Raw genomic sequence first — 21,152 nt, 5'->3', positions numbered from 1 at the left:
TGCTGTTACGAGATAAAGTGAATATGTTTTTTGCCATGGTAAGGCGAAACCTCAATACGGGTTTTTACCTGAAAAACCTGCCACAGCAGTGATTCGGTAAGCACCTGCTCCGGCGTGCCTCTGGCGGTGATTTTGCCATTTTGCATCACGATCAATGCATCACAAAACATCGCCGCATGGTTGAGATCGTGAATCGCGACGATACTGGTTACCGCCAGCTCGCTGATAAGCTTCATTAACTGCATCTGATGATGGATATCCAGATGGTTGGTCGGCTCATCTAACAGGATCTCCCCAGGCGTTTGCGCCAGGGCTCTGGCGATATGCACTCTTTGACGCTCGCCGCCCGAGAGGCTCAGCCATCCCCGATCGTGGTATTTCAGCATATCGACTCTCTCCAGCGCCTCATCAACAACCCTGTCGTCTTCATGATTCCAGCTGGAGAACGGTGAATGGTGTGGGATACGCCCCAATTTCACCACATCCCGGACAGACATATTTGCCTCGGTTGCCGCATGTTGCTCTACGAAGGCGATACGCCGCGCCAGCTGCTTTTTAGCAATATCGCGGATTGGTTTGCCATCCAGCTTTACCGTGCCCGCATGCGGGCGGCGGATGCCGGCCAGCACGCGTAACAGCGAAGACTTGCCCGAGCCATTGGGCCCCAGCAGCCCGACGGTTTCACCGGCAGAAACCCTGAGCGAGACATCGTCAACGATCACTTTTTTACCTACCTTCCAGGTGACGTTTTCAGCGGAGATGCTCATGATTTGCTCCTGGAGCGATAAATAATAACCGCAAAGAACGGCACGCCGACCAGCGCGGTAACCACGCCGACCGGCAAGCTTTGCGGGGCGATCAGCAGTCGTGAAGCGATATCCGCCAGCACCATCAAAATGGCTCCTGCCAGCGCGCTGGCAACCAGCAAGGTGCGATGCAGCGGGCCGAAAAAGAAACGCATTACATGCGGAACAACCAACCCCACAAAGCCAATTGAACCGGCCATGCTGACGATGGTCGCGGTGATTAACGCGGTGGTGGTAAACAGGCTGAGCCGTACCCAGGCCACAGGAATACCAAGGGAGAGCGCGGCATCGTCGCCGAAGGTAAAGGCATCAAGCGCCCACGCATAGTAAAGGCAGATAGCCAGACCGACCAGGACCACAACGCTTATTAGCTGAAATTCAGGCCATCTTACGCCGCTGAAACTGCCGAGCAGCCAGAACATCACGTCGCGCGCCTGCTGGGCGCTGGCGGAGGTGCTGATGGTATAGGCGGTAATGGCGTTAAAAAGCTGCGACGCGGCGACGCCGGCGAGAATGGTGCGCTCATTACCGCCACGTGCGCCGTTGGTCAGAAAGGCCACAAAAGCAAAGGCGGCAAAGGCCCCGACAAAAGCGCCCGCCGAAAGCGTGACGGCACCAGAACCGATACCCAGCACCACCACTGAAACCGCGCCGGTTGATGCGCCTGCGGATACGCCCAGCACATAGGGTTCGGCGAGGGCATTTTTCAGCAGGCTTTGCAGCACCGCACCGCAGATCGCCAGCCCCGCGCCACAGCAGGCCGCCACCAGCGCCCGGCTTAAGCGGAAATCCCAAATCACGCTTTCATAGATACGGTTCAGCGGAACATGGGTTAATCCTGTTTTATTACCCAGTGCGCTTAATACGCTCTCCAGCGGAATAGAGAGTTCGCCAACGCTTACCCCAAGTGCAATAACCAGCACCAACAGCACCAATGAAAGCACGCCGGACAGCGTCAGCAATAGCCCGCGTCGCGTCTGTTGAACAGCAGAAGCCATTAATTCAATCCCATTTTTCTAAGCTGCTCGCCGACCTGTTCAGCGCCGTACAGGGTGCGAATGGTCGGGTTCATCGCCTGGCCATCCATCACGACAATGTGACCTTTCTTCACCGCATCGAGCTGACTGACGGCGGGATCGCTTTTAAGAAAGTTGATTTTTTCCTGCGCATTGTCGAGCGCCCAGCGGTTACGATCGAGACTGGAAACCACAATTACATCGGGGTTAGCGGCAATGATGCTTTCCCAGCCAACGGTTGGCCATTCCGTCTCGGAAGTAATGGCGTTATGGCCGCCTAAGACGTTAGCGATAAAGCCGGAGGCGCTGTTTTTCCCGCCGACATAAGCGTCAGAAGAGGGTGATGAGCTGGAGAACCAGAAAACAAAAGCGCGATCGTTATTTTTACCAAACTCCTGACGTAAATTTATCTCACGCTTTTTAAAGTCGGCAATAAGCGCCTGCCCGCGCGCTTCCACATTAAAAATTTTCGCAAAGTCTTCTATCTCTTGATAGAGATAAGTCATATCCCACAGTTTCTGGCGGCTGCCGTACATATCCCCGCTAGCTTTTTTTGTGGCGCACATGCCTGGCGACATATAACTATTTACGCCTAATGTAGCGAGGTCTTCACGTTTCACCACTTTACTTTCCGGCCCCATTAACAAAGGCAGCTGTGCGGCAACAAAATCCGGGTTTTGCGCCAAAATAGATTCAAGCGTAGGGATTTCAACGGTTAACGTTTTAATTTTACTGTTTTTTTCAGCTAGTGCAGGCAAGACTTTCGAGGGCCAAAAGGCGGTCGCTGCTATTTTATCCTCTAGCCCCAGCAGCATTAAAATTTCTGCGGTGTTTTGCCCCAGGGCGACCACGCGTTCGGGGGCGGCGGTGAAGGTTTCTTTATAGCCGCAATTCTCAATTGTCAGAGGGTAAGTGGTGGCAAAGACAGAACTCACCGAGGCAAACATGAATCCTGCGGCGCAGATGATCTTTTTCATTTAACGCTACCTTTCATAAGAATTATTGTTGTAATTTCAGTTATTAACGGCAGGTTTTAAATGATAATGAAAATGATTACTAAAGCGAGAAGTTTTTATATCCAGCAGGCTCGTGGCAATGAGAAATAACAGCACATACTGAAAACCGCCGTGTGCTAATGAAACAGTTTTAGGAACTTAATCAAAAGAGCCGTTAGCGCACCGGAAATAAACAGTGGCGGGCGTTCACTGTTACAGCCACGGCGGCTGGTCAAAATAGGCGGCGAGGGATGGTTGGCAGCGATAAGCGACGGGGAGCCAGAAAAGCAAAAAGCCCGCTCAGGTTTCCCTGAGCGGGCTTCTCTAAATTTGGCTCCTCTGACTGGACTCGAACCAGTGACATACGGATTAACAGTCCGCCGTTCTACCGACTGAACTACAGAGGAATCGTGTGAACGGGGCGCATATTACGGATTTTCCGGCCGCTGTCAAAACCCTTTTTTCATCCCCGGCGCCGTTTGCAGAAAGCGTAATCAATTTGGAGCAATTATCAGCATTCAGCGCGCGCAATGGCTGATTTTATCCGCAGTAATGCCAGCTGATATCGGGATGATTTTGTTCATTAAATGCGAAGTTGTAATAATCCGTTAAACCGTACCGGAAAGATTTTGCATAATTGCTAACCATTGCCCATCATCATTATTCTCACCTTAATTAAAGTCATCGGGTCGATCTTGCAAACTTTACTCGTCAAACTGCGGCGTGCCATTGAAGGGACGGCGTGGTATCCCAAACGCCGTTCTTATCGAGTGCTGTTCTGGCGTGAAATCACGCCGCTGGCGGTGCCTATTTTTATCGAAAACCTCTGCGTACTGCTGATGGGCGTGCTGAGCACCTTCCTGGTCAGCTGGCTGGGCAAAGAGGCGATGGCGGGCGTAGGGCTGGCCGACAGCTTCAATATGGTGGTGATCTCCTTTTTTGCAGCGGTGGATCTCGGGACAACGGTGGTGGTGGCGTTCAGTCTCGGCAAGCGTGACGGAGAGCGCGCCCGTGCGGCAACGCGGCAGTCGCTGGCGCTGATGACGGTGTTGGCGCTGGTGCTGGTGGGGGTCATTGAATTTTACGGCCATGTGATTATTGATGTTATCGCAGGCCGGGCCTCGCCAGAGGTTAAAGCGCTGGCGCTTAGCTACCTGCAAATATCGGCGTGGAGCTATCCGGCGGCGGCCATTACGCTGATCGGCAGCGGCGCGCTGCGTGGGGCGGGCAATACTAAAATCCCGATGCTGATTAACGGCGGGATGAATATCCTGAATATCGTGATCAGCGGCGTGCTGATTTATGGCTGCCTCTCGTGGGAGGGGCTGGGCTTTATTGGTGCCGGGCTGGGGCTGACCATTACGCGCTATATCGGCGCAATTGGCGTGATTGTGGTGCTGATGGTGGGCTTTAACCCGGCGCTGAAGATTTCGTTGCGCAGCTATTTTAGCCGCTGGAACAGCAAAATCTTAATGGAAGTATTGGGCATTGGCGTGCCAGCCAGTATTGAATCGGTACTCTTTAACGGCGGCAAATTGCTGACGCAGGTCTTCGTCGCCGGGATGGGCACCAGCGAAATCGCCGGTAACTTTATCGCCTTCTCTATCGCTTCGCTGATTAACCTGCCAGGCAATGCGCTTGGCTCCGCCTCGACCATTATTGTGGGAACGCGGCTGGGTAAAAATCAAATCGGCCAGGCGACGCGTCAGCTGAAGCATATTTTCTGGCTGGCAACGTTCGGCCTGTGTGTGCTGGCTGCGCTTTCAGTGCCATTCGCCGGGCTGCTGGCGCGTTTCTATACCCACGAGGCGGATGTTATTGAGGTGGTGAAACAGCTGGTATGGCTCAATGCCGCCTGTATGCCGATTTGGGCCGCCTCCTGGGTGTTGCCTGCGGGGCTGAAAGGCGCACGTGATGCGCGCTATACCATGTATGTTTCCATGCTCAGTATGTGGGGCGCGCGCGTTGTCGCCGGTTATCTGTTAGGCATTGTATTAGGAATGGGCGTGGTGGGCGTCTGGCTGGGGATGTTCCTTGACTGGCTGGTGCGCGGCACGTTCTTCTGGCGTCGGTTAATCAGCGGCAAGTGGCTGCAAAAATACCGGCCTGTTGCTAAGCAAAAGCAGATTTTAGGTAAAAAATGACGTTAAAAAGCCCCGCTTTGCGGGGCTTTTTAACATATAGCGCGTAAACGCGTTACTCCAGCGACGACAACATATGACGCTGCGCCTGCCAGCGCGCTGCGGTTTTTTCAACATCATGTATTTTAAAGGTTACGCCGGTGGCAACCTCCGCATAGTCAGAGCGATGCACCATGATATTGCCGATATCGATCTCAAATACCGCCAGGTTCAGATCGGTTTCGTTTTCCGCAATCTGAATCGCGCGTCCGCGCATCTCGATAATGCCTTTGTCATAGGCAAGCGCGACTGACAGACGGCCATCGCGCCGCAGGTTCTCGGTGGTATGCGAGTCGGGCCACAGCGCCACGCGCAACGTCTGCCGGTCAATGGCGAATACTTCGCCCAGGCTAAGCTGAGCGGCATGCGGCCAGCCATCGGCATCAACGGTAGAGAGACGCACAGCCTCGTTCACCGCCTGCGGCTTGATTTCGCCGCGCAGCCGGTTAAACACCGCTTCGGGTAATTCCACAATCGGTTCTGGACGGGTGTAAACCTCGCTTTCACTTTCCATGATGCCTCCGTTAGGGTTTTGCAACGTAACCCACAGTATAGACGGTTGCAGTGAAGGCGCGCGGTGCGCTGCGCTTTAAAATAGTTTTCTCTTCAAACTGTTACGTTACGTCATCGTTCTTGCGTTTTTGTGACCGCTGCTACACTTATCACTGGTTACCGGTAACGACGCAGCGTCATTTTCTTCAGGCAAACTACCGGTGTTTATCAGGCGACGTTGCTTTTCATCACAGGAGAAACGTATGACAAACCGTCCACAGCACCCTCAGCAGGCACAACAGCAAACCTGGCCCGGCAGCTTCCTGCAAATGCAGCCGCAGCCCGATCACGGCGAAACCAGCTATCAGGGATCCGGCCGCCTGAAAGGTAAAACCGCGCTTATAACCGGCGGCGATTCGGGTATTGGCCGTGCCGTCGCCATCGCCTACGCTCGTGAAGGGGCAGATGTGGTGATCTCCTATCTGGATGAGCATGACGATGCGAAAGATACCGCGCAGCGGGTGGAAGACGCAGGACAAAAAGCGCTGCTGATTGCTGGTGATGTCACCGAGGCGGAACATTGCCGCAGTATCGTGGCGCAGGCGGCTGAACGCTTCGGCAAAATCGATATTGTGGTGAATAACGCCGCCTTTCAGATGACGCGTAACGCGCTGGATGAGATCAGCGATGAAGAGTTCGATCGCACCATGAAAACCAATCTCTATGCGATGTTCCATATCTGCAAGGCCGCAGTGCCGCATATGCCATCCGGCGGCTCGATTATTAATACCGCATCGGTCAATGCCGACCAGCCGAAACCAAAGCTGCTTGCCTACTCCGCTACCAAGGCGGCGATTGTTAATTTCTCAGGCAGCCTGGCCGCGCTGCTGGCTGATAAAGGTATTCGCGCTAATGCCGTGGCGCCAGGCCCTATCTGGACGCCGCTGATCCCGACAACGATGCCGCCAGAGCAGGTTGAAAGCTTCGGTAAAGAGGTTCCGCTACAGCGCATGGGGCAGCCTGCCGAGCTGGCATCGACCTACGTCATGCTGGCCAGCGATGAAGCCAGCTATATCTCTGGCGCAACCATCGCCGTTACCGGCGGCGTTGCGGTTATTTAACCTTGCGCAAGGGGGAAATGATGAAGGCTTATCCTTTAAAACTGACTACGCCGTTAGCCGCACATATCTTTGGCGGTCAGCGTATTAAGCAGCAGCTGAAAAAAGCGGGGCTGCCCGATACGCGCGTCGCGGAAACCTGGGAAATCAGCGATGTGGATGGCATGATCGCCTCGGTGACCAACGGCGCACTGGCGGGCAATAGCCTGCGCCAGCTGACCGCGCGCTATCCCGATGAGATGGTGGCTCCCGGCTGGCGTGGCCCGCATTTCCCGCTGCTGAGCAAATTTATTGACGGAACCGGCATGCTGCCGGTTCACCTGCACGCCAATGACAAACTGGCGCAGCGTCTTGAGCAGCAGCCCAACGGAAAAACCGAAGCCTGGTATATTCTGTGGGCGGCACCAGACGCGACCTGTCTGCTGGGCGTACGTGACGGTGTGGATAATGCCCAACTAAAAGCGGCGCTGCTGGCGGAAGATTACGATGCGGTGATGTATCGGGTGCCGGTAAAAGCGGGCGATACCTTTTATGTGCCTGGCGGCATGCTGCATAGCTTTGGCCCTGACACGCTGATTTATGAAATCGAACAGACTTCCAATATTCAACAGCATGCCATGCCGTGGAAAATGGAGGATGGTTCGCGCCTCTCTCAGGAAGAATGGGAGAAGAATATCGATGCGCTGCTGGCAGAGTTACGCCCTGAACTGCGCTGTCAGCCGCAGCCAGGACTGACGCTGGAAGAACAGCATCTGACGCGTACTTTTTGCTGCGCAGGTCCTTATTTTGCTCTGGAGCGCTGGCAGTTTAATCAGCCATACCGTTTCAGCTTCAATAGTGCCCGTATTCTCTCTAACCTCGGCGAACCGTTAACCGTTGAGGCTAACGGCATCAGCGTTAGCGTTGGACGCGCCGAATCGCTGCTGCTGCCTGCCGCCCTGGATGAAGTCATCCTGCGGGACGCTGGCGAAGTGCTGATCGGCTACGTGCCGGATCTTCAGGCTGATGTGCTGGCGCCGCTGCGCCAGGCGGGCTACAGCGAGCAACAGATCGCCGCGTTAGGCGATGTTCATCAGACCATACGCGAGGAGGAGTAATGCTGCCTTACACTATTCAGGGAAAAGGCGAGAGCACGTTGGTGCTGATGCACTATCTGGGCGGATCGCATCGTACCTGGTTTCCCACCTTGCCTTACCTTGATCGCGGCTACCGGTGCGTTGCGTTGAATACGCCGGGGTTTGGCGATGCGGCCGATGTTCAGGGTTATGACGTGGATACCATGGTGCGTCAGGTGGATGAAACCATTCGTAAGCTGGAATTAACCAACGTCATTTTGGTCGGGCACTCCATGACCGGCAAGGTTGCGCTCGCGTTAGCCGCCCGACGCCCCGATTATCTGCAGAAGCTGGTGCTGGTTGCGCCATCACCGCCGGGACCGCAGCCGATGAGCGAAGAGGATCGTCAGGCGCAGGCCAGCTATCAGGGCACGCGTCCGGAGGCGGAAAAATTTGTGGATGGTTCCTGTTCTGCGGTGCTGCCCAATGCGCTGCGGGAAGTCGCCATTGCCGATGCGCAAAGCGCCAGCCTGGCGGCATGGCACGCCTGGCCGCTGGCAGGCAGCCGGGAAGACTGGCGTGAGCGTATTGGCCGTATCGACCTTCCGGCACTGTTGGTGCTGGGAAGCGAAGATGCCAACGTACCCGGCATTGATGCGCAGCGGGAGATAATGCAAACGCATCTGCCGCAGGGCAGGCTGGAGGTTATCGAAGGGGCCGGACACCTGATGCCGATGCAGACGCCGCAGGAGCTCGCCGCGCGCATTATGGCCTTTGCCGCCGGGTAGATCTGGTTTTTCTATCGCTAATGCCTTTTTCACGCAGAGTCAGATACGGAAGCGATGCCGCATTTTATTCATCTTTTTGGCGATAATCCTTTCAACAATCAGAACCGTTTTTTATGGTCAGTATTGTTATGCGGCAGGAGGCCAACATGATGAATCTGACTAAAGATAGCGCACCAACCACGGTGGATGTTATATTAAAATATAATATTCGGAGGTGCTTTATGTATACAACTCGCCTGAAAAAGGTTGGCGGATCCGTCATGCTGGCGGTTCCCCCTGCCGTATTGAAAACGCTGGCGCTGGCGCCGGATAGCGAAGTGGGCCTGACCATTGATAATGGCTGCCTGATTATTGAACCCCAGAAACGGCCCCGTTATTCGCTTGAAGCATTGCTGGCGCAGTGCGATCCGCACGCTGAAATAAGCGAAGAGGATCGGGCATGGATTGATGCGCCTGCGGTGGGCAAGGAGATTCTGTAAATGGAGAGAGGGGAAATCTGGCTCGTATCACTGGATCCTGGCGCCGGACATGAGCACAGCGGCAAGCGACCGGTGCTTATCGTATCACCAGCGTCATTCAATACATTTACCCGATTACCTGTTGTGGTTCCGGTGACCAGCGGCGGCAACTTTGCCCGTTCGGCGGGCTTTGCCGTTTCGCTGGATGGCGCAGCAACGAAAACAACGGGCGTGATTCGCTGCGATCAGCCGAGAACCATCGATATGGCAGCGCGTAACGGCAGGCGGCTGGAGCGTATACCGGAAGCCGTAATAAACGAGGTGCTGGCAAGACTGGAAACTATCCTTATCTGACAAGAGCGGCCTTTGTCGCCTGCTGAGTATGATCAGGGCCAGATAACCGCGCCGTTACTGAACAAAACTGATAACGGTAAAAGCAAAAAGCCCGCTCAGGTTTCCCTGAGCGGGCTTCTCTAAATATGGCTCCTCTGACTGGACTCGAACCAGTGACATACGGATTAACAGTCCGCCGTTCTACCGACTGAACTACAGAGGAATCGGTTAAGTGGCGCGAATATTACCGTTAGCTTACCGGGCTGTCAACAGTAAAAAAACTATTACTATTCAGTTGGCTAGCTTTGCAGCAATTTGCTTAATGGTGCGCCGATTTACCCGGTTACCACGGCCGGTTGCAGACGCGCCAACGGATCCTGGCGATAGAAATGCGTCATACGTTGATAAAAAGCCGGAAAACGCTGCGCCAGCAGCTCAGGGGCGCTAAAAAAATATTCCGACAGCACGGCAAAGCACTCCGCGGGATCGGAAGCGGCATAGGCATCAATGCTGGCGGCGCTTTCACCAACCAGATCGATCTCTTCCTGAATCGCCTCCATCGCCGCATGCAGATCCTGCTCCCAGCTGACCACCTCACGCAGCGGAATAGGCGGTACGCCGTTGGTATACCCGCTGCCGCGCGCGTCCAGCTTATGCGCGACTTCATGAATAACCAGGTTAAATCCGCTTAGATCAAATGAGTCCTGAATATCAAGCCAGTTCAGCACAATTGGACCCTGCTGCCAGCTTTGCCCCGACTGTACGCTGCGATCGCTGTGTACCAGCCCATCTTCATCCTGCCAGCTATCTTCAGCCACAAAAGGCGCCGGATAGATCAAGACTTCGTGGAAGCCATCCAGCCACTCCAGACCCAGCTTTAATACCGGCAGGCAAAAGAGCAGGGCGATACGTGCGCTGTGCAGGGCATCCAGGCGTAAATCGGCCAGCGGAACCAGCCGTTTTTGCTGTAAAAAGCGTTGCGCCAGCTGAACCAGCGCTTGCTCCTCATCAGGATCCAGAGAAGCAAAGATCGGTACCGCCAGCGCCTGTTCCCAGGGAAGCGGCGTTGGGGTGACCTTTTCTTTCCATGGCCATTTGATCATCGCAATACTCACTCTGCGCAACGTTATCCAGCGTGTACCATGCCGCAGCATAATGTTTCACGCAACCGCTGAACGCGCTAAAGCGGCGCAACGTCACAGCCCGCGGGATCAGGCGCGACGAAACTCAATTACCCAAACCCACGGGTTAACCTCCCAGCTGGTGCCGCCGTACTGTTTTTCCCAGGCTTTACGGTAAGCCTCTTTTGGCGCGATAGATTCGCTGTTCATGGTAAAAAAGTGGTTTAAAAAGTGCGAGTCGGTTTGCACGCCTTCCGCCATAACATCGTCATCACTGATATCCTGAATGCGTTCAGCACGCACCTGGGTAATCAGCAAATCGATACGGCTGGCCCAGCGCGGCATATGGATCCCGGTTTGCCAGCCAAAGGTTTCGCTCTCTTTGTCATGCTGGAGACCCATATCCCGGCTGTCGGCACGATACTGGCAATACTGCGCCTGACGGAAATTAGCGGGCGAACGTTCATAATCTTGTAATTGTTCCGCTGGTACGATTGGGCCACGCCAGGTTTCACGCACCCACAGCCGATCGCCCGGCTGGCCGTATGGGCATTGATAGCTCAGGTTAGTCATGCTCATCATTTTTTTGCCGTGCAAATGATTACTTGTTACGTCAACAACATAGCAACCTTCATGGTTATCTTGTCCTGGGCCAAAAGGCTGGGACTTCATAATTCGCCGGGTTTGAGTTTGCTGGCCAGCTAACAGAGCGCGTACACGTTGTTCAGAGAACAGAATTGGCCTTTCTTTCATGTCTACCTCGTTTTTCTTCTTTTCTTAACTTCCCGGTAATGGCTGTTTGGAACAGACAATAGGATAAATCCTAACATTACTGGTGATAAAAGGGGCGAACATTTCAATATTTATTCATGAGAACATCTTATGAAACAGTCCGGTTTACTGCCAAAGCACGGTTTACCCCGATATCATGCCAAAACATTACCGATCACATTGAAAGATATTCGCGTCTCATTGTTTTAATGTATATTTTTACAGGCTCTTAATGGTCAGTAAAGCAATGAGCGTCCCTTTTGGCGACTTATGCTGGCTTAAGCCACAACCGCTCCAATATGGCACAAGCTGGTCGGACATGCAGTAGGCTTGTTGTCTGATTTATTGCTCAATCATTAATATTTATAATATTTAACGATTTATTCCTGGCCAACAGAATGTGACCTTTGTTGCAGATGTGTAGTTATTTTGTAATGGTGGGGCTATAGATTGATGCAGATCGCATTTTTATGAGTAGATTTTCACTAATTACAACGGCGGCTCGCATCATCAGGCTGTCATACAGAAAGGGTATATCCGCAGAAGAGGCTGGCCGCTTTTGGTCCTGCACGGTGTCCTGCCATTTCGCAGCTTTGCTAATAATAAAAAGGAGAAGATGATGTCGTTGACTCTCTGGCAATCCCGCTTTGAAAACTGGTTGCATGCCAGCTGGCCGCAGGACGATAAGGCGCATGATATCGCGCATCTGCGGCGCGTCTGGCAAAGCGCCCAGCGCATTATGAAAGGCACTGAAGCCGATCCGCTGGTGGTGATAACGGCCTGTTATTTTCACGATATCGTCAATTTACCGAAGAATCATCCGCAGCGGCATCTGGCATCCAGCAAGGCCGCGGTGGAAACCCGTCGCATTTTAAACCAAGACTTTCCTGACTTTCCCGTTGAGTTACATGACGCTGTCGCCCATGCGGTACAGGCGCATAGTTTCAGCGCGGCTATTAAGCCGGAAACGCTGGAAGCGCGCATTGTGCAGGATGCGGATCGGCTGGAATCGCTGGGGGCGATTGGGCTGGCTCGGGTGTTTTATACCTCTGGCGCGTTAGGCCGGGCGCTGTTTGACAGCGAAGATCCGCTCGGACGCGATCGCCAGCTTGATGACACCAGCTGGACGTTGGATCACTTTCAAAAGAAACTGCTGCGCCTGCCCGATACCATGCAGACCGCAGAAGGGAAGCGGCTGGCTCAACATAACGTCGCTTTCCTGGTGACCTACATGGCTAAGCTGTGTGCCGAACTACAGGGTGACCTGGTTTCGCTGGATGAATCGGTCCTGAGAGACTTTACACCTGCACTAAGCGAATATTAAATTTTTGTGACAGTCTGTTAAATTTGCTGCCGTTCCGCTACGTTGACGCAAACAATCAGGAGGAATGGTATGACTGACATGGTTAGCTTAACAATTAAACTTGATCCTAATCTAAAGGAAACGTTAAAAACGCTGGCGCTGGAAAACCAGGTTTCGCTGAGCCAGGAAGTGAGTCAGCGCTTACAGGCCAGTTTAGTGACCCAGCCGCATCCGGCGATTGATAGCCAGCATACCCAGGAGATCGAAGGTCAGGAAGCGGCGGCTCAGGAAGAGGATGATGCGCCACAGTTAACCAGCAGCGAGCTGAAACAGCTGCGCACGCTGCTGAAGAAAGGCAAAAAGAAAAAATAGTTACAGATTGAACTGGCGCACGCTTTGTGAAAGACGCTGCGCCTGTTGAATTAAACGTTGTGAGGCGCTGGCGCTTTGTTGCGACAGCGCCTCATGTTGTTCTACCTGTTGCGCCATCCGTGAAATTTCCGCTGCAATTTTACCCACGCGTTCGCTCTGCGCCGTCACGTTCTGCTCCAGCTCCGCCAGCAACACCGCTACGCCGGAAACTTCCTGACGAATTTTATCGTAAAGCGTTTCCAGCGCCTGTACGCGCTCGGAGCCGGTGGCAATATGCTGATGCGTATGTTGAATGCGGCGATCGATCTCACGCGTGGAATGGCTGCTCTGATTTGAAAGCAGGCCAATCTCTTTCGCCACAATGGAAAAGCCACGACCGTATGCGCCAGCATGCGCCGATTCAATGGCGGCGTTCAGCGCCAGCATGCGCGTCTGGAGCGATAACCCTTCCAGCAGGCTGACAATGCCGGATATCTCCCCGGAAGCCAGCACGATATCTTGCATGTGCCCATCCATTTGGCTCACCATTTCGCCGCAGCGCTGCGTCAGCATATCGGTATGCTGTACCTGGCGGGTGGCGTGCTGGGTAAAGCGGCTGCTGCTTTCCACTTCCTCCGCCATGCGCGTCAGGCGCGCAGCGATATGAGCGAAAGCGCTGTTTTGCTGCTGATTGCTGTGATTCAGCGTCTCGCTGTGCTGTACCATCCCTTCAGCGCTGTGCATTACCGCCTCGGCAATGCCGTTGATCTCGCTGACAATGTGCTGCAAACCCTGCTGCATCTGCCGCATGGCCTGCCACAGGCGCTGCATCTCGTGGGATTGTCGTCCCGATTCCGCTAAAGGCTGCGTCAGATTACCGGTGGCAATATGCTTCAGCGCCACGGTTGCCTGCGTCAGCGGTTGCAGTACGCCGCGCAGCAGCAGCCCGCCAGCCACCACCAGCATCGCCAGCAGCAGTAGAGAAAAAAACAGCAGCAGATTGCGGCTTTCGGTCAGCGAATGCAGCGTAGCCTGATTAGTGGCGCTGACCTGCCGATCGGCCTCGGTTAAGGTAGCGTGCCACGCTTCGCTAAACTGCTGTTGAAAAGCCTCCATCGGCACCATGAAAAAGCCGTCAATGCTGTTATCGCTCAGGCTTTTCAACTGCTCCTGCAGGCCGCTCTCCAGCTGATTAAAACTTTGCGTCAACGGGCTATCCGCGGGTGCGCCATAGCGACTAAAGGCGGCCTGTGCCTGCGTAAGCGCTTCTGCGGCGCTGGCGGCCAGCGGCTTCCAACTATCTACGGAGCCGGTCTCTTTGTCCTGCATAAACCAGATGCCAGCGCGATGACTGTTATCGCTGGCGGTCAGCAGCGCAATCCGGGCGTTTTCCAGCAGCGCCTGACGTTGATGCAGCTGGTGTGCGGTTTCCACCGTGGTATGGGTATGCCCGACCGAGCGGGTTAAAACCAACACGCTGGCGCACTGCAACAGGCAAAACAGGCCCAGAAAAAGCCAGAAAACGGTGCTCAGACTAAACAGGCATTGGGACAGGTGAAAACGCAGCGGGCGCACCAGGCGTAGCGGCAGCACGGAGAGTAGCGACATGATCCTTTCCATAAAAATAAAAAGGAGTATTGGCACGGCTGATGTCAATTTTGTGACAGCGGCTGCACCTGATGCAGTTTCGGAAGTTCTGCTGGTATTAAGACAAATCTCAGGAGTAAAGCGCGGCTGCGCTTATCAATGGAGCGCTGGGTCAAACAGGTGATACAATTGCGCTACTTTTTCCCAAAGCAGCAGAGTTATGAGCGAATTTGATGAAGTAGCGCTTCAGCTGGCTCAGCAGGCGCAGGCCGATGAACAGCAGAAACGGATTGAGGATAGCGAGCTACTGCAGCAGGTGCTGGCGATTTACGATCGAAAAACCGTAGCGGCCTGTTTGCGTCAGCTTAATCAACATGAATGGACGCGTGAATCGCTCAGCCGCTGGCTGGCAGGCAAAGGCAGTCAGCGCTTGCTTACTTCAGCTGAGGTGGCGCTGTTGCAACAGATGTTGCCCGCGCCGCCTGCGCATCATCCTCATTATGCGTTTCGCTTTATCGATCTGTTTGCCGGGATTGGCGGCATCCGCAGCGGTTTTGAAGCCATCGGCGGCCAGTGCGTTTTTACCAGCGAATGGAACAAACATGCGGTGCGTACCTATAAAGCGAACTGGTATTGCGACGAGCAACAGCACCGTTTTAATCAGGATATTCGTGATGTGACGTTAAGCCAGCGTGCCGATATTGATGAACAGACGGCGTGGCAGCACATCGATCAACAGATCCCCGATCATGATGTGCTGTTGGCCGGTTTTCCCTGTCAGCCCTTTTCGCTGGCGGGCGTGTCAAAGAAAAATGCCTTGGGCAGGGCGCACGGATTTGCCTGTGAGGCGCAGGGCACGCTGTTTTTCGATGTCGCTCGCATTATCGCCGCCAAAAAGCCCGCGATTTTTGTGCTGGAAAACGTGAAGAATTTGAAAAGCCATGACCAGGGCAAAACCTTCCGCATCATTATGCAGACGCTGGATGAGCTGGGCTATGAGGTCGCAGATGCTGAGGAAGCGCCGGGAGCGGACCCAAAAATTATCGACGGTCAGCATTTTCTGCCGCAGCACCGTGAACGCATTGTGCTGGTGGGGTTCCGCCGTGAGCTGGGCTTAAAACCTGGCTTTACCCTGCGCGATATTTCCCGTTTCTGGCCGCAGCAGCGCCGTACGCTGGCAGAACTGCTGGAGCCGCAGGTAGAGGAAAAATATATTCTGACGCCGACGCTGTGGAAATACCTCTATAACTATGCGCGCAAGCATCAGGCGAAAGGCAACGGCTTCGGTTTTGGCCTGTTCGATCCCGCCAGGACCCAGGGCGTGGTGCGTACGCTGTCGGCGCGCTATTACAAAGACGGTTCGGAAATTCTTATCGATCGCGGCTGGGATCGCGCGCTTGGCGAACAGGATTTTGATAACCCTGAGAATCAGCAGCGTCGTCCACGGCGCCTGACGCCGCGCGAGTGCGCCCGGTTAATGGGTTTTGAAACCCCCGGCGGTAAAACGTTCCGCATTCCGGTTTCGGATACCCAGGCTTATCGCCAGTTCGGCAATTCGGTTATCGTGCCGGTGTTCGCTGCGGTAGCGAAATTGCTGCAGCCGTGGATTGCGCAGGCGGTCAGTAAACGCCAGTAACGTCAGCCAGGCGCGTCAGCAACGGTGTTTGCGAAGGCGCGCGTTATTCACCTCCGCGAGCGATGCCCGTCGGGATATAGCGGGAGATTTGCCGTTTTTTGCTATCGACACATACACTGTTAAGAGAGCAAAAGGAGAATATTATGGCTGATGTGCATTCGGCTGCCGTACGTAGCAAGAATATGCGCGCTATCCGCACGCGTGACACCGCGATTGAACAGCGTTTGGGCGCATTGCTAACCGATCGTGGCTTCCCGTTTCGGGTACAGGATAAAAACCTGGCGGGACGGCCCGATTTCGTACTGGATGAACAGCGGGCGATTATTTTTGTCCATGGCTGTTTCTGGCATCATCATCACTGCTATCTCTTTAAGGTGCCCGCCACCCGCACGGCTTTCTGGATGGGGAAAATCGGCAGTAACGTGGAGCGCGACCGACGCCATATTGCCCAGTTAACGCAGCAGCAGTGGAAAGTGCTGGTGGTATGGGAATGCGCGCTGCGCGGAAAATTAAAACTGGATGATGAGGCGCTGATCGGCCGCCTTGAAGAGTGGATCCTTGTCAGCAACAGCAATGCGGCGATCGATCATCAGGGGATGCATCCGTTGATGCTGGCGGCGGATAATGTTGCCCCCGTTTCATCAGCGCCGGGGGCAACGGCAAGCTAAAACGAACGGATGGTTATGCGCTACCGTTATGTAGCGGCAGTGCAGCATCATTGCGTTCCAGCTTAAAGACATTAATTGCCTCGTTTAGCTGTGCCGCCTGCTGGGTAAGATCCTGGGTAATTTTTGTCGATTCCTCCACCAACGCGGCATTTTTCTGCGTCACGTTGTCAATATCATTCAGCGCCTGCGCAATTTGCGTTACGCCCGAACTCTGTTCGGCAGAGGCGAGGGTGATGCCCTGCATAATTTCATTGACCTGCCCGATGGAAGAGACCAGCTCTTTCATGGTATTTCCCGCCTCGGTAACCCGATCGGTACCCTGATTTACATTTCGCACTGACTCGGCAATAAGCTGGTTTATTTCCTTCGCGGCATCTGAACTGCGCTTCGCCAGATTACGGACCTCGGCCGCCACAACCGCAAAACCACGGCCTTGCTCCCCGGCGCGCGCCGCTTCCACGGCCGCATTCAGCGCCAGAATATTGGTCTGATCGGCAATATCATTAATCACATTGTTAATAAAGGCGATGCGGTTCGCGCTGGTTTCAATACTTCCCATCGTGGAAATCACATTGCTCATGATGTCTGCGGCGTTATGGGAAATCAGGCTGGCACGCGTTGTTAACTGGCTGGCCTGATCGGCGGTTTCCGCGTTTTTCGCGACGGTGATTTTGATCTCTTCCATACTGGCTGCGGTTTGCTGTAAAGACGAGGCCTGCGACTCGGTACGTGCGGAAAGATCATGATTACCGTCCGCAATATTATTGGTATTTTGCTGAATATGCATGGCGGAACGTTGCACTGATAAGATCATGGCAAGCAGCGCATTTTTCATTTTGTTCATTTCAGCGAACAGTAAACCAAATTCGTTTTTGTCTTCGGACGGAACGGGCACCAGTAAATTACCCTTACTGATTTCAGTAAATATAAGCGAGGACTGGTGTAGCTTATAGAGCAGGTTGGTTTTTACCCAGCGCCAGGTCACCACGGAAATGATGACAATGACAAGGAAGATCAGCGTCGAGAATATCACCAGGTTATTTTTATACTCTTTCGCCAGTGCGGCGAATTGTTTATCTTCTTCCCCTGATTTCAACAGAAAACTATCGATCATATCGCTCATATTGTTCAGCAAACTGGAGGTAGAATTTGCCACACCCTGTCCGTTGAGCAGCCGCCGCAACGAGGAATTATACATACCGAGCAGTTCGTGGGTTAACTCAATGATAGTGTCTATATTTTTATCCTGACGATAAACTTCCAGCCCTCTCAGTGCCTCCTCAACTTCTTTTATCCGGCGTTGAGAGGAATCCACGTAACGCTGCCCCGGCGGCTGGTTGCGCGATACGTCTACATCCATTGTATTAATATCGGCGCGCGTCATGGCAATTTCATACCTTACTTCATTCAAAAGCAAAGCTTTATAGCTGGAAAGTTTTGATTGCTCAAAATTATGCTCAGAACTTAACCCAATATTAATAACGTAGGCGATAAAAAATGTAATGACAATAAAAATAAGCAATATCAAGCTGTTGGCCGCAGTCACGATCCGAATGTTACGCATTAATCCTTCTCCGTTTATTTTATTATTAATAGAATCGGAATAAGGCAGGAAAACTAAAAATATAAATGATGACTTAACTTTAATGATTTAGCTCTGCTTCAGAAAAGTCATAAACTACAAGGTTTAATTTACCGACAGTGCCAATAAAATTAAGCGACAAGGCACATTATTGCCGCTATCGACTGCGGGTAATCGCGGTATTAACCCCTATAAATCGTGATTTTCCGCCAGCATGGCAGGACAGCTGCTATTTTTTTAATCAATTAGCGCCATAGGTTAACGTGATCCAGCGCAAAGTTTGCCAAAGCAGGCCATAATTGGTTAGATCGCTGTTTTAGCCTAATCAGTCCGGGAGGACAGTATGTCCAGCATTAAGCTTACGGTACGGCGACTGTATAAGCTGCAAGGAGAGCGCATGGTAAACACGCGGGCAACGGCGCGCGTTTATGTGGGTGAAACCCTTGTCGCCACGGAAGAGATTACCGGTATGACGGAAAGCTCGGTGAGCAAGTACTTGCATCATCATGCCGGTGATGGGCCGTTACGCGTGGAGTGGGACTGTGAAGGTATTGCCGATATGGCGGTCAGCGAGATACAGGTTTGCCCCTGTTGTCAGCATCATGAACTGTAAAAAAGGATCCTAACTTGGCTGGAAGTAGCTTACTGACACTGCTTGATGATATCGCGACCTTACTTGATGACATCTCTGTGATGGGAAAGATCGCGGCAAAGAAAACCGCGGGCGTATTAGGTGATGATTTATCACTCAACGCGCAGCAGGTTTCTGGGGTAAAAGCGAACCGGGAATTACCGGTAGTGTGGGGCGTGGCGAAAGGCTCGTTTCTCAACAAGCTGATTCTGGTGCCGCTGGCGCTGGTGATTAGCGCCTTTGCGCCCTGGGCAATCACGCCGCTATTAATGATCGGCGGCGCTTATCTCTGCTATGAAGGCGTGGAAAAAGTCATGCACAGCCTGCAGCATGATAAAAATGCGGAAACCTCCGAAGCGCGACAGCAGCGGCTGCAAAAGCTGGTGGCGCAGGATCCCGTGGGCTACGAGAAGAAGAAAATCAAAGGGGCAGTGCGTACTGATTTTATCCTCTCGGCAGAGATTGTCGCCATCACGCTGGGTATTGTTTCCTCCGCGCCGCTGTTAAACCAAATTCTGATTTTATCCGGCATCGCCATTCTGGTGACCATCGGCGTTTACGGTATCGTGGCGGGCATCGTTAAGCTGGACGATCTGGGCTATTGGCTCAGCGACAAATCCTCTGCGGTCGCGCAGGCGCTGGGTAAAATGCTGCTGGTGCTGGCACCATGGCTGATGAAGGTGCTTACGGTGGTCGGTACGTTGGCGATGTTCCTGGTGGGGGGCGGTATTATTGTCCACGGTATTCCGGCGCTGCACCACAGGATTTCGCACTTCAGTGAAGGTTTTCACGGCATCATAACCACGCTGCTGGAAAACGGCGCGAACCTGGTTATCGGCTTTATTATTGGTTCGATCGTGCTGTTAGTGGTAAATCTGATTGCGAAGCTACGCGCTTAATGTATAAAGAGCGGCGAAATTGATTAACGGGAGCATGCCATGAACGACGATATGTTTGAATTTGACATCGATGCACAGCTGGAAGAGGCGCAGGCCAACGCTGAGAAGAAAGCCAGCGAAGTACCGGTTGAGCTGAATGATGAAGCCGATTGCGAAGGCTGCAAAATCTAACCTCGCCTGGCAACAACGTTAAAAACGGACAGCGGTCCGTTTTTTTTCGCCTGTAGTTCGGCTTATTCCCCGCCTGGACTTTTCCGTATTCGGCCGGGCCAGCAGGAAATTTCTGTAGAGGCCTGCTATACATAATGGGTGCTTTTTCACCAAACTAAGGAGGCCGCATTATGTTTATCAGCGTCAGTGATGAAGTGAAGCATAAAGAGGATGGTCAAACCATGATCGTCACCGGCATTGCCAGCGGAATGGTGGAATGTCGCTGGTACGATGGTTACAGCGTAAGACGCGAAGCCTTCCGGGAAGAAGAACTGTTCCCGGCCCGTCATGCCCACCAGCTTGCCAGCTAATTCCCTGTCTCTGTCCCGCCGGTCTTGACTGGCGGGATGCCTTTTTGTACATTTGGTTCATTATTTCTCTTTTCGGCGCAATCTCACGCCATAAATGAACCAGGTGAACCATGTCTGAAGAAACTCTGCGTCATGCTTTTTCCGCAAGGCTCAATGAAGCCTGCAATCGTAAAGGCCTGGAAGCGCACGGGCGCGGCGTGATGTTGGCGCGCGCGCTATCGGTCACGCCACGCGCCGTGGGGAAATGGCTTAACGGCGAGGCGCTGCCGCGCGACGGTAAAATGCAGGCGCTGGCGGATTATCTGGCGGTCAGCCGTGAATGGCTACAGCTGGGCACCACCACGCTTGATAACAACGTACGTGCGGTCGCCCAGGCGCCCGGCTATAACAGTTATCCGTTAATTAGTTGGGTAAGCGCGGGCCTGTGGAGCGAGGCCGTTGAACCCTGGTCGCGTGCAGAGATCGATCGCTGGCCCGCTACCACGCGTCACGTTAGCGAAAACAGCTTCTGGCTGGAGGTAAAAGGCGATTCGATGACCTCGCCGGTCGGCCTGAGTATTCCCGAAGGTATGATGATTCTGGTGGATCCCGATATTCCGGCAACGTCAGGAAAGCTGGTGGTTGCGCGCTTAATCAATGCTAATGAAGCGACCTTTAAGCGTTACATTGAAGACGGCGGGCGTAAATACCTTAAGCCACTCAACCCCGAATATAAAATGCAGGAAATTCATGATGATTGCCGCATTATCGGCGTCGTAGTGGAAGCGAAATGGGAGAATTTAGCTTAAGCGATCCCGTTAACAATATGAACTAATAGTTCTTGTATTAATTGTACTTTAAG

Annotated in this window: 23 protein-coding genes and 2 tRNA genes; 15 read left to right on the top strand and 10 right to left on the bottom strand. The window is 53.3% G+C overall.

Annotation, left to right across the window (positions count from 1 at the left end; translation table 11 throughout):
* Positions 1-5: 5 nt before the first annotated feature.
* The 4 genes from eitC to J2X14_RS06465 form a co-directional block, all read right to left on the bottom strand.
* On the bottom strand, positions 6-767 hold the full coding sequence (eitC, locus tag J2X14_RS06480) for a siderophore ABC transporter ATP-binding protein EitC (RefSeq protein ID WP_352410402.1): 762 nt from the start codon (positions 765-767) through the stop codon (positions 6-8).
* Positions 764-1,804: a FecCD family ABC transporter permease gene (locus J2X14_RS06475; protein WP_352410401.1), complete on the bottom strand. Its 1,041-nt coding sequence runs from the start codon at positions 1,802-1,804 to the stop codon at positions 764-766. The genes eitC and J2X14_RS06475 overlap by 4 nt, the downstream gene beginning before the upstream one ends.
* Entirely contained in the window at positions 1,804-2,799 is a 996-nt protein-coding gene (gene eitA, locus J2X14_RS06470; protein ID WP_352410400.1) for a siderophore ABC transporter substrate-binding protein EitA, read from the bottom strand. The genes J2X14_RS06475 and eitA overlap by 1 nt, the downstream gene beginning before the upstream one ends.
* Positions 2,800-3,148: 349 nt before the next feature.
* Positions 3,149-3,224: transfer RNA gene (locus tag J2X14_RS06465), tRNA-Asn, on the bottom strand.
* Between the two features lie 288 nt (positions 3,225-3,512).
* Here J2X14_RS06465 and J2X14_RS06460 point away from each other — a divergent pair.
* Positions 3,513-4,961 carry an EmmdR/YeeO family multidrug/toxin efflux MATE transporter gene (locus J2X14_RS06460; RefSeq protein WP_352410399.1) on the top strand — a complete coding sequence of 483 codons (1,449 nt, stop codon included), beginning with the start codon at positions 3,513-3,515 and terminating at the stop codon, positions 4,959-4,961.
* Between the two features lie 52 nt (positions 4,962-5,013).
* On the opposite strand, the gene J2X14_RS06455 is transcribed toward J2X14_RS06460, so the two are convergent.
* Positions 5,014-5,511 (bottom strand): pyridoxamine 5'-phosphate oxidase family protein, encoded by a 498-nt coding sequence (locus J2X14_RS06455; protein WP_352410398.1) that lies wholly within the window; start codon positions 5,509-5,511, stop codon positions 5,014-5,016.
* A gap of 241 nt (positions 5,512-5,752) precedes the next feature.
* Here J2X14_RS06455 and J2X14_RS06450 point away from each other — a divergent pair, with 241 nt between their 5' ends.
* From J2X14_RS06450 to J2X14_RS06430, 5 genes are all read left to right on the top strand, one after another.
* Complete coding sequence (locus tag J2X14_RS06450) at positions 5,753-6,610, top strand: glucose 1-dehydrogenase (RefSeq protein WP_352410397.1); 858 nt, start codon at positions 5,753-5,755, stop codon at positions 6,608-6,610.
* Between the two features lie 17 nt (positions 6,611-6,627).
* Positions 6,628-7,704: a class I mannose-6-phosphate isomerase gene (locus J2X14_RS06445; RefSeq protein ID WP_352410396.1), complete on the top strand. Its 1,077-nt coding sequence runs from the start codon at positions 6,628-6,630 to the stop codon at positions 7,702-7,704.
* Positions 7,704-8,450, top strand: coding sequence for an alpha/beta fold hydrolase (locus tag J2X14_RS06440; protein WP_352410395.1), 747 nt, complete (start codon positions 7,704-7,706; stop codon positions 8,448-8,450). The genes J2X14_RS06445 and J2X14_RS06440 overlap by 1 nt, the downstream gene beginning before the upstream one ends.
* A 221-nt stretch (positions 8,451-8,671) precedes the next feature.
* Positions 8,672-8,929, top strand: a complete 258-nt coding sequence (locus J2X14_RS06435; RefSeq protein WP_352410394.1) for an AbrB/MazE/SpoVT family DNA-binding domain-containing protein — start codon at positions 8,672-8,674, stop codon at positions 8,927-8,929.
* The gene (locus J2X14_RS06430; protein WP_352410393.1) at positions 8,930-9,262 is read left to right on the top strand and encodes a type II toxin-antitoxin system PemK/MazF family toxin; all 333 of its coding nucleotides are present in this window, start codon (positions 8,930-8,932) and stop codon (positions 9,260-9,262) included.
* Positions 9,263-9,388: 126 nt separating this feature from the next.
* Here J2X14_RS06430 and J2X14_RS06425 read toward each other — a convergent pair.
* From J2X14_RS06425 to J2X14_RS06415, 3 genes are all read right to left on the bottom strand, one after another.
* Positions 9,389-9,464, bottom strand: a tRNA-Asn gene (locus J2X14_RS06425).
* Positions 9,465-9,576: 112 nt separating this feature from the next.
* Entirely contained in the window at positions 9,577-10,344 is a 768-nt protein-coding gene (mtfA, locus tag J2X14_RS06420; RefSeq protein ID WP_352410392.1) for a DgsA anti-repressor MtfA, read from the bottom strand.
* Positions 10,345-10,452: 108 nt separating this feature from the next.
* Positions 10,453-11,115: a hypothetical protein gene (locus J2X14_RS06415; RefSeq protein WP_352410391.1), complete on the bottom strand. Its 663-nt coding sequence runs from the start codon at positions 11,113-11,115 to the stop codon at positions 10,453-10,455.
* A 637-nt stretch (positions 11,116-11,752) separates the two neighbouring features.
* Here J2X14_RS06415 and J2X14_RS06410 point away from each other — a divergent pair.
* Positions 11,753-12,457 carry a phosphohydrolase gene (locus tag J2X14_RS06410; protein ID WP_352410617.1) on the top strand — a complete coding sequence of 235 codons (705 nt, stop codon included), beginning with the start codon at positions 11,753-11,755 and terminating at the stop codon, positions 12,455-12,457.
* 69 nt (positions 12,458-12,526) lie between these two features.
* Positions 12,527-12,808, top strand: coding sequence for a hypothetical protein (locus J2X14_RS06405; RefSeq protein WP_352410390.1), 282 nt, complete (start codon positions 12,527-12,529; stop codon positions 12,806-12,808).
* Here the strand turns inward: J2X14_RS06405 and J2X14_RS06400 are convergent, their stop codons facing one another.
* On the bottom strand, positions 12,809-14,395 hold the full coding sequence (locus J2X14_RS06400; protein WP_352410389.1) for a methyl-accepting chemotaxis protein: 1,587 nt from the start codon (positions 14,393-14,395) through the stop codon (positions 12,809-12,811).
* 199 nt (positions 14,396-14,594) lie between these two features.
* Between J2X14_RS06400 and J2X14_RS06395 the strand changes: the two genes are divergently transcribed.
* Both J2X14_RS06395 and J2X14_RS06390 read left to right on the top strand, forming a co-directional pair.
* Positions 14,595-16,010 (top strand): DNA cytosine methyltransferase, encoded by a 1,416-nt coding sequence (locus J2X14_RS06395; protein WP_352410388.1) that lies wholly within the window; start codon positions 14,595-14,597, stop codon positions 16,008-16,010.
* A 143-nt stretch (positions 16,011-16,153) separates the two neighbouring features.
* Positions 16,154-16,678, top strand: coding sequence for a very short patch repair endonuclease (locus J2X14_RS06390; RefSeq protein ID WP_352410387.1), 525 nt, complete (start codon positions 16,154-16,156; stop codon positions 16,676-16,678).
* Positions 16,679-16,691: 13 nt separating this feature from the next.
* On the opposite strand, the gene J2X14_RS06385 is transcribed toward J2X14_RS06390, so the two are convergent.
* Complete coding sequence (locus J2X14_RS06385) at positions 16,692-18,089, bottom strand: methyl-accepting chemotaxis protein (protein ID WP_352410386.1); 1,398 nt, start codon at positions 18,087-18,089, stop codon at positions 16,692-16,694.
* Between the two features lie 514 nt (positions 18,090-18,603).
* On the opposite strand from J2X14_RS06385, the gene J2X14_RS06380 reads away from it, so the two are divergent.
* The 5 genes from J2X14_RS06380 to J2X14_RS06360 all read left to right on the top strand — a co-directional run bounded on the left by J2X14_RS06380 (position 18,604) and on the right by J2X14_RS06360 (position 21,099).
* On the top strand, positions 18,604-18,873 hold the full coding sequence (locus J2X14_RS06380; protein ID WP_352410385.1) for a hypothetical protein: 270 nt from the start codon (positions 18,604-18,606) through the stop codon (positions 18,871-18,873).
* A 14-nt stretch (positions 18,874-18,887) separates the two neighbouring features.
* On the top strand, positions 18,888-19,790 hold the full coding sequence (locus J2X14_RS06375) for a DUF808 domain-containing protein (RefSeq protein ID WP_352410384.1): 903 nt from the start codon (positions 18,888-18,890) through the stop codon (positions 19,788-19,790).
* Between the two features lie 39 nt (positions 19,791-19,829).
* Complete coding sequence (locus tag J2X14_RS06370) at positions 19,830-19,961, top strand: hypothetical protein (RefSeq protein ID WP_257788814.1); 132 nt, start codon at positions 19,830-19,832, stop codon at positions 19,959-19,961.
* A gap of 170 nt (positions 19,962-20,131) precedes the next feature.
* Positions 20,132-20,311 carry a YodC family protein gene (locus J2X14_RS06365; protein WP_352410383.1) on the top strand — a complete coding sequence of 60 codons (180 nt, stop codon included), beginning with the start codon at positions 20,132-20,134 and terminating at the stop codon, positions 20,309-20,311.
* A 110-nt stretch (positions 20,312-20,421) separates the two neighbouring features.
* On the top strand, positions 20,422-21,099 hold the full coding sequence (locus J2X14_RS06360; RefSeq protein ID WP_352410382.1) for a LexA family protein: 678 nt from the start codon (positions 20,422-20,424) through the stop codon (positions 21,097-21,099).
* Positions 21,100-21,152 lie beyond the last annotated feature (53 nt).

The sequence above is a fragment of the Mixta sp. BE291 genome (assembly GCF_031457955.1).
GTDB lineage: Bacteria > Pseudomonadota > Gammaproteobacteria > Enterobacterales > Enterobacteriaceae > Mixta.
This window is presented reverse-complemented; position numbering and strand designations above follow the sequence as displayed.

Coding starts and splice junctions, on each gene's coding strand:
- mtfA (WP_352410392.1), bottom strand. CDS start 10,344: ATGATCAAATGGCCATGGAAAGAAAAGGTCACCCCAACGCCGCTTCCC.
- eitC (WP_352410402.1), bottom strand. CDS start 767: ATGAGCATCTCCGCTGAAAACGTCACCTGGAAGGTAGGTAAAAAAGTG.
- J2X14_RS06455 (WP_352410398.1), bottom strand. CDS start 5,511: ATGGAAAGTGAAAGCGAGGTTTACACCCGTCCAGAACCGATTGTGGAA.
- J2X14_RS06430 (WP_352410393.1), top strand. CDS start 8,930: ATGGAGAGAGGGGAAATCTGGCTCGTATCACTGGATCCTGGCGCCGGA.
- J2X14_RS06395 (WP_352410388.1), top strand. CDS start 14,595: ATGAGCGAATTTGATGAAGTAGCGCTTCAGCTGGCTCAGCAGGCGCAG.
- J2X14_RS06370 (WP_257788814.1), top strand. CDS start 19,830: ATGAACGACGATATGTTTGAATTTGACATCGATGCACAGCTGGAAGAG.
- J2X14_RS06390 (WP_352410387.1), top strand. CDS start 16,154: ATGGCTGATGTGCATTCGGCTGCCGTACGTAGCAAGAATATGCGCGCT.
- J2X14_RS06400 (WP_352410389.1), bottom strand. CDS start 14,395: ATGTCGCTACTCTCCGTGCTGCCGCTACGCCTGGTGCGCCCGCTGCGT.
- J2X14_RS06410 (WP_352410617.1), top strand. CDS start 11,753: ATGTCGTTGACTCTCTGGCAATCCCGCTTTGAAAACTGGTTGCATGCC.
- J2X14_RS06475 (WP_352410401.1), bottom strand. CDS start 1,804: ATGGCTTCTGCTGTTCAACAGACGCGACGCGGGCTATTGCTGACGCTG.
- J2X14_RS06365 (WP_352410383.1), top strand. CDS start 20,132: ATGTTTATCAGCGTCAGTGATGAAGTGAAGCATAAAGAGGATGGTCAA.
- J2X14_RS06415 (WP_352410391.1), bottom strand. CDS start 11,115: ATGAAAGAAAGGCCAATTCTGTTCTCTGAACAACGTGTACGCGCTCTG.
- J2X14_RS06435 (WP_352410394.1), top strand. CDS start 8,672: ATGTATACAACTCGCCTGAAAAAGGTTGGCGGATCCGTCATGCTGGCG.
- J2X14_RS06360 (WP_352410382.1), top strand. CDS start 20,422: ATGTCTGAAGAAACTCTGCGTCATGCTTTTTCCGCAAGGCTCAATGAA.
- J2X14_RS06440 (WP_352410395.1), top strand. CDS start 7,704: ATGCTGCCTTACACTATTCAGGGAAAAGGCGAGAGCACGTTGGTGCTG.
- J2X14_RS06445 (WP_352410396.1), top strand. CDS start 6,628: ATGATGAAGGCTTATCCTTTAAAACTGACTACGCCGTTAGCCGCACAT.
- J2X14_RS06450 (WP_352410397.1), top strand. CDS start 5,753: ATGACAAACCGTCCACAGCACCCTCAGCAGGCACAACAGCAAACCTGG.
- eitA (WP_352410400.1), bottom strand. CDS start 2,799: ATGAAAAAGATCATCTGCGCCGCAGGATTCATGTTTGCCTCGGTGAGT.
- J2X14_RS06380 (WP_352410385.1), top strand. CDS start 18,604: ATGTCCAGCATTAAGCTTACGGTACGGCGACTGTATAAGCTGCAAGGA.
- J2X14_RS06405 (WP_352410390.1), top strand. CDS start 12,527: ATGACTGACATGGTTAGCTTAACAATTAAACTTGATCCTAATCTAAAG.